Source organism: Actinoplanes sp. NPDC051411, from assembly GCF_040682075.1.
GTDB lineage: Bacteria > Actinomycetota > Actinomycetes > Mycobacteriales > Micromonosporaceae > Actinoplanes.
Genome location: NZ_JBFBAD010000084.1, coordinates 37,194 through 43,193, shown reverse-complemented (window position 1 = coordinate 43,193; position 6,000 = coordinate 37,194). Strand labels below are relative to the sequence as shown.

General features: G+C 70.7%; 7 protein-coding genes. 4 read left to right on the top strand and 3 right to left on the bottom strand.

Features of this window, described 5'->3' with window-relative positions; translation table 11 throughout:
- The first annotated feature begins 129 nt into the window (after positions 1 to 129).
- The gene (locus AB0M88_RS35850; protein WP_364110260.1) at positions 130 to 915 is read left to right on the top strand and encodes a class I SAM-dependent methyltransferase; all 786 of its coding nucleotides are present in this window, start codon (positions 130 to 132) and stop codon (positions 913 to 915) included.
- Positions 916 to 949: 34 nt separating this feature from the next.
- Positions 950 to 1,660, top strand: a complete 711-nt coding sequence (locus AB0M88_RS35845) for an alpha/beta hydrolase (RefSeq protein WP_364110259.1) — start codon at positions 950 to 952, stop codon at positions 1,658 to 1,660.
- A 120-nt stretch (positions 1,661 to 1,780) separates the two neighbouring features.
- Here AB0M88_RS35845 and AB0M88_RS35840 read toward each other — a convergent pair whose 3' ends face one another.
- The gene (locus AB0M88_RS35840) at positions 1,781 to 2,656 is read right to left on the bottom strand and encodes an aminoglycoside phosphotransferase family protein (RefSeq protein WP_364110258.1); all 876 of its coding nucleotides are present in this window, start codon (positions 2,654 to 2,656) and stop codon (positions 1,781 to 1,783) included.
- Positions 2,657 to 2,685: 29 nt separating this feature from the next.
- On the opposite strand from AB0M88_RS35840, the gene AB0M88_RS35835 reads away from it, so the two are divergent.
- The gene (locus AB0M88_RS35835) at positions 2,686 to 3,414 is read left to right on the top strand and encodes a metallophosphoesterase family protein (protein WP_364110257.1); all 729 of its coding nucleotides are present in this window, start codon (positions 2,686 to 2,688) and stop codon (positions 3,412 to 3,414) included.
- On the opposite strand, the gene AB0M88_RS35830 is transcribed toward AB0M88_RS35835, so the two are convergent.
- Both AB0M88_RS35830 and AB0M88_RS35825 read right to left on the bottom strand, forming a co-directional pair.
- Positions 3,407 to 4,000 (bottom strand): DJ-1/PfpI family protein, encoded by a 594-nt coding sequence (locus AB0M88_RS35830; RefSeq protein WP_364110256.1) that lies wholly within the window; start codon positions 3,998 to 4,000, stop codon positions 3,407 to 3,409. The two genes, AB0M88_RS35835 and AB0M88_RS35830, sit on opposite strands and share 8 nt — an antisense overlap.
- A 113-nt stretch (positions 4,001 to 4,113) precedes the next feature.
- The gene (locus AB0M88_RS35825) at positions 4,114 to 4,377 is read right to left on the bottom strand and encodes a hypothetical protein (protein WP_364110255.1); all 264 of its coding nucleotides are present in this window, start codon (positions 4,375 to 4,377) and stop codon (positions 4,114 to 4,116) included.
- Positions 4,378 to 4,850: 473 nt separating this feature from the next.
- Here AB0M88_RS35825 and AB0M88_RS35820 point away from each other — a divergent pair, with 473 nt between their 5' ends.
- Complete coding sequence (locus tag AB0M88_RS35820; RefSeq protein ID WP_364110254.1) at positions 4,851 to 5,972, top strand: XRE family transcriptional regulator; 1,122 nt, start codon at positions 4,851 to 4,853, stop codon at positions 5,970 to 5,972.
- The last annotated feature ends 28 nt before the right edge of the window (positions 5,973 to 6,000 follow it).

Here is a 6,000-nt window from a genome sequence, read left to right as displayed (position 1 = left end):
GCCTGGGTATCTAAACCTATCTTCCCGCCCCCCCGGCCCCCCACCCAAAAAACCCAACCCCCCCCCCCCCCCCCGCCGCCCCCCCCCCCCGCGCCGGCCCGGCCGGCGCCTTTCGAAGGGCCTTCAGAGTTGCTTCGCGACACGTTCGGTGAGGACGCCGAACTCTACGACCGGTGCCGCCCCGGCTATCCGCCCCGGCTGTTCGCCGACCTGGCCGCGCCCGCCGGCCTGGGCCCGCACACCCGCGTGCTGGAGATCGGATGCGGCACCGGCCAGGCGACCCTCCCCCTGGCCGAGCTCGGCTGCACGATCGTCGCGATGGACCTCAGCCCCGACATGGCCGCGGTCGCCCGGCGCAACCTGGCCGAGTTCCCGAACGTCACCGTCGTCGCCTCGGCGTTCGAGGACTGGCCACCCCCGGCCGAACCGTTCGACGCCGTGCTCTCCGCGACCGCATTCCACTGGATCGACCCGAACGTACGCATGCGGAAAGCCGCCGACCTGCTGCGCCCCGGCGGAACCCTCGGCATCGTCTCGACCCACCACGTCGCCGGCGGAACCGACGCCTTCTTCGCCGCCGCCCAACGGTGCTACGAATGCTTCGACCCCACGACGCCGCCCGGCCTGCGCCTGTCGACCGGCGACGAAATCCCCGACGAGACCGCCGAATTCGAGCAGTCGGCCCGCTTCGGACCGGTCGAGTTCCGGCGCTACCGCTGGACGCGGAGCTACACCTCACCCGAATACCTCGACCTGCTGATGACCTACTCCGGCCACCGGGCCATGGCACCCCAGGCCCGCGACGGCCTGCTCGCGTGCATCGCCGGCCTGATCGACAACGACCACGGCGGCCGGATCACCAAGCAGTACATGACCCGGCTGGCGATCGCGCACACCGTTTCGCTCTCGGCTTGACCGCGGCGGCCCGCGATCGGGCAGGGTGGGTCGGGTGGACGCCGCCTTCGTACTCGTGCACAGCCCGTCCGTCGGTCCCGCGACCTGGACACCGGTCGCCGAACGACTGCCCGGGCCGGTTCTCGTCCCGTCACTCCTCGACGTGGCCGACTCGCCGCCGCCGTTCTGGCCGCGCGTGGTCGAACTGGTCCGCAAAGCCATCTCCGAACTGCCCGCCGGGCAACCCGTCATCGTGGCCGTCCACAGCAACGCCGGCCTGTTCGTGCCGCTGATCGTCGAGGCGAGCACCCGGCCGGTCGCGGGCTGCGTCTTCGTCGACGCGGCACTGCCGGCCCGGACCGAGGCCACCCCGGTCGCGCCGCCCGAACTGATCCGGTTCCTGGAGCCCAAACTGGGCGACGACGGGCGCCTGCCACAGTGGACGGCCTGGTGGGACGAGGCCGACGTGGCGCCCATGTTCCCCGACCCCGAGACGCGCCGCCGCGTCGAGGCGGAACAGCCCCGGCTGCCACTCTCCTACTACCGCCAGCTGATCCCGGTGGCACCCGGCTGGGACCGGCGGCCGTGCGCCTACCTGCTGTTCGGCCCGCCCTACGACGAGGTCGCCGAGGACGCCCGCGGGCGCGGCTGGGACGTCACCGAAATCCCCGGCCACCACCTGCACGAACTCGTCGACCCGGACGCCGTCGCCGCCCACCTCATCGCCTTCCGCGAGAAGGATCCACAGGCCAAAGGCCTTCATTGACCAAACGCCCGGACGCCCAAGCCGACCCGACGATCGCGCGGGCCGCGGCGGTCGCTCGCCGAGCGGGTCACCCTGGCCAGGCGTCCGGCACCGGCCAACTGCTCGGGCTGCTGGACCGGATCAGGTGAAGGCGCGGGTCAGCCGTTCGCAGCGTACCGGGTCCTCGGTCAGCCCGCGCGACAGGCACCACAGCCAGTAGTCGATCGCCCGGAAGACCACCCAGTCGCGGGCCCGGGCCACGTCGAGCCGGGCGGTCGCGACCACGATGTCGAACCCGGCGCGGATGTCGGCGAGCTCGTCCAGCCTCGTCCACAGCATCCGGCCCAGGTCGTAGGAGATGTCCCCGCGCAGCAGCACCGGGTCGACGGTCAGCCACTGTTCGCGCGTGCCCCGCAGCACCTGACCCGAATGCAGGTCGCCGTCGACGGCCAGGTCGCCGCCGGGCTCGGTCAGGCGGGCCGCGGCCTCGAGCGCCAGCGACAGGAACGCCTTGTCGAACGGCCGCCCCAGCCGCTCCCAGTCCGCCGACAGGGCGGCGGCCCGCGACTCGACGATCTCGGTCGTGCTCGGCACCGACTCCGGCGCGGGCACGGCCAGGCGGCGCATCATCTCACCGAGCACGGCCAGGGCCTCGTCGATCGGCAGCGCCCGCAGAGAACCACCCATCGCCAGGCGTTCCAACAGCATCGCTCCGGCCGCCAGGTCGGCGGCCTCCAGGCGTACGGTGCCCCGGCCGTCCCAGAATCGCAGCGCCGCGACCTGATCGGAGACCTCTTGTCCCGGCGGCGTCAGCCGCAGGGCGAGGCGTTCGTCGCCGCGCCGCACCGGAAGCACCAGAGCGTTCGAGCCGTGCGCGGGTTCGCCGTCGAGGCGAAGGCCCCAGCGCCGGCAGGCGGCCGCCGCCGTGTCGGGCAGGGCGGCCAGCCAGTCCGCGCCTTCGTGCCACCAGCGCGGCATGTCGAGGAACGCCTGCGGGACAACGATGCGCGGCTCCATGCCTTCCACTCTGGCCTACTGTGAATCGGATGGACACGGTCGCCGTCATCGCCGACGTGCACGGGGTGCTGCCCGTGCTCGAAGAGGTTCTCGCCCAGCCCGAGGTCAGGCACGCCGACCGCGTCGTCGTGTGCGGCGACCACGCGTCGGGCCCGCAGCCGGCCCAGGTGCTCGACCTGCTGACCAGCCTGGACAACGTCGTGCTGGTGCGCGGCAACGCCGACCGTGAACTGGTCGACATCCGCCGGGGCCTCCCGTGCCCCTACGAGATCAGCATCTGGGCGGCCGCCCAGCTGACCGACGACCACGTCCGGCTGCTGGACGGCCTGCCGCACCCGGTGACCCTGGACGTCACCGGTTTCGGGCCGGTCGTGTTCTGCCACGGCACCCCCCGCGACGACGAGGAGATCGTCCTGGTCGACACCCCGCTGGCGACGTGGGCTTCGGTTTTCGCCGACCTGCCGGACGCGGTTCGCACGGTGGTGTGCGGGCACACCCACATGCCGTTCGTGCGCCTGGTCGACCGCCGCACGGTCGTCAACCCGGGCAGCATCGGCATGCCGTACGGCGGCGCGGGCGGCCACTGGGCGCTGCTGCGGGCCGGCGAGGTGTCCCTGCGCCGGGTCGACATCGACGTGGACGCGGCGGTGGCGAGCGTGGTCGCCGGCTCGACCTATCCGGACCGGCAGGAGTGGGCCGACTACTACGTGCGGTCCCAGGGCAGCGACGCCGAGGCGCTGGCCGCCTTCACTAAATAGCCGCGGCGACGGCGGCTTTCCGCGCGGCACCCATCTCCCGCTCGGTGATCCACAGTCCGAGGTCGATGCCGGCACTCAGCGCGCCGGCCGTGATCCGGTCGCCGTCGTCGACGACCCGCTGCTCGAGGACGGTGACATCGTAGGCCCGGAGTTCGTCGTACGCGCCGCGGTTGGTGGTCGCGGTGCGCCCGCTGAGAAGGCCGGCCTCGGCGAGCAGCATCGCGCCCGTGCAGACCGAGGCCATCCAGCGCACGTCGCCCCCGCCGGCGACTTCGGCGAGACGCGCGGGCAGCAGGCCACGCCGGGCTTCGGCCCAGGAGCCGCGCTCGGCCCGGTTCATCCATCCCCCGCCGGCGACGACCACCCCGTCGGGGCGGCCCAGCACGCGGGGCACGGCCATCTCGATCCCCCGCATGCTGCGGACCGTCCCCGGGTCGCCGGCCACGACCAGCGCGACGTCGAACCCGGCCAGCGCCAGAACCTCGAACGGCCCGAACGCGTCCAGCTCGTCGAACCCGTCGAAAACCACGATCTCCACCCGCATCCCCGCAGACTCGTCCGGGTTGGCGGCGGGAGCCAGTGGCATCCGAGTCATCGTCCGTGAGTATCCGGCCATCCGGCCCGTCACCACGGCCGGGCCGGGAAACGGCTCGTCGCCCGCGACGGCTCGGGACCAGGCCGTCGCGGGGTGCCGGAGGGTCACGTGCCGAGGAGGGCCTGGACGGCGTGGATCGTCCTTATGACGACGACGTACACCGTCAGCAGAACCGCCGCGGTCGCGAGGGCTTGGAGGATGTACCAGAAGAGCTTGATGACGATCCTGATCACCGTGACGATGGCGATGAGGCTCCCGATCGAGTACGCCATCAGCTCGGCGCGTGAAGCGTCCGGGCCCGCGGCGGCCCCGGTTGTCAGGGCAAGGACGGCGATGACGGCGACGGCAAGGCAGCTCTGCCTGACCACGCGACGGGCCGGCCTCCGGCGGGGAAGTTGATTTACGGGGGCGGCCGAAGCCAGTACTTTCGGCATAACGGACTCTCCTGGAGTTCGTCAACAGCAGGCGCCCTCGAGTCATCGTTGGCAAGCGTTCCTTGGGGGCGCCTGTGCGGGATCTGAAGCATGCGTCTCGTTTCCGTCGGGTTCAGCGGTAGCGCGTCGGCGAGCACCGGGCTCCGGGGCGGCGAGCGAACTGACGGGGCGTTCCGTCGAGCGGCCGGCGACTTCATCCGGAGCCTCCAACTTCAGATAACTTCAGTGAAGTCCAGGCTAGGCGCCGCCACTATGCCCCACAAGCAGCATGAAATGTTCACGCATGTTCATGCGCTTCAATTTCCGCCATCTGCGGTGAAGATGGATCACCCTGGCGCTCGGAGACCCGCGGCCTTACTATTCACGGCATTTATCAAATTCACCTGAAATTCAGTGAAGGGCCAACGATGCAGTCGGCGACGCAGCCAGATGATCGACTCGCCCGGCGTCTGCGTGCCCTGCGGCACCAGCACTGGCCGGGCATCCGGGTCACGCAGCAGCAGATCGCCGAGGCGCTGGGCGGCGCCACCCCACTGAGCCTGTCGCTGATCTCGTCGTGGGAGTCCACGCGGCGGCCCACGATCCCCCCGGCGAGCCGGCTCGTCGGATATGCCACGTTCTTTGCCTCCCAGCGTTCGGTGGCCTCCGACCCCGCGCGCCTGCTCGCCGAGAACGAGCTGACCGAAGACGAACGGGTCACCCGCGACGGCCTGCACACCGAACTGCTCAGCCTGCGCTTCCCGGAAGGCGAGCACTATGTCGACGAGCCCCGGCAGCACAGCTCCCGGCCGCTCACGCTGTCGGGCCCGCTCGAGGGCACCATCGGCGGAGGCACGTGGTTCTTCCCCGACCAGCGGCCGATCGTCATCGTGTGCGGCAGCCTGCCGACCCGCATTCGCGAGCGGATGCCCTTCACCAACCCCGACGACCCTGACTACGTCCGGTCCTACAGCTTCGCCGACCTGGACGCACTGGTCGAACTGCACGGCCACATCCGCGCCGTCAACCCGGCCGCCGACGTCCGCATCCGGCGGGCCAACGAGCTCGACGAAGACGACTTCACCTCACATCTGGTTCTGCTCGGCGGTGTCGACTGGAACCCGATCAACCGGGACATCACCCGTCGTCTGGTGCTTCCGGTGCGGCAGCAGATGCGTCCCAGTGACGAGGACGCGGGCTTCTTCTCGACCCCCGAAGGTGCGGCTTTCGAGCCTGTCCTGGACGCGGACAGCGGCAGCCTTCTGGAAGATGTCGCGCACTTCTTTCGAGGAACCAACCCCTACAACGGCCGGCGGACTGTCACACTGTGCAACGGCATGTACGGACGCGGAACCTACGGCGCCGTTCGCGCGTTGACTGACGCGAAGTTCCGTGACCGAAACGAGGACTACGTCGGGAAGCGATTCGGCAGCGCGCCCGCGTTCAGCATCCTGATGCGAGTCCGGGTCAACCCAAACGGTACGGTGGCGACCCCAGACTGGACGAAGGATGAGGATCGGCTGCATGAGTGGCCCGTCGATGGTGCGTGAGGCGTGAGCAAGGCCGCCCACCACGCAT

What these genes read in the sequence shown, in the direction of transcription:
- AB0M88_RS35840 (WP_364110258.1), bottom strand. Translation starts at nt 2,656, where the DNA reads ATGGAGCCGCGCATCGTTGTCCCGCAGGCGTTCCTCGACATGCCGCGC.
- AB0M88_RS35835 (WP_364110257.1), top strand. Translation starts at nt 2,686, where the DNA reads ATGGACACGGTCGCCGTCATCGCCGACGTGCACGGGGTGCTGCCCGTG.
- AB0M88_RS35830 (WP_364110256.1), bottom strand. Translation starts at nt 4,000, where the DNA reads ATGCCACTGGCTCCCGCCGCCAACCCGGACGAGTCTGCGGGGATGCGG.
- AB0M88_RS35820 (WP_364110254.1), top strand. Translation starts at nt 4,851, where the DNA reads ATGCAGTCGGCGACGCAGCCAGATGATCGACTCGCCCGGCGTCTGCGT.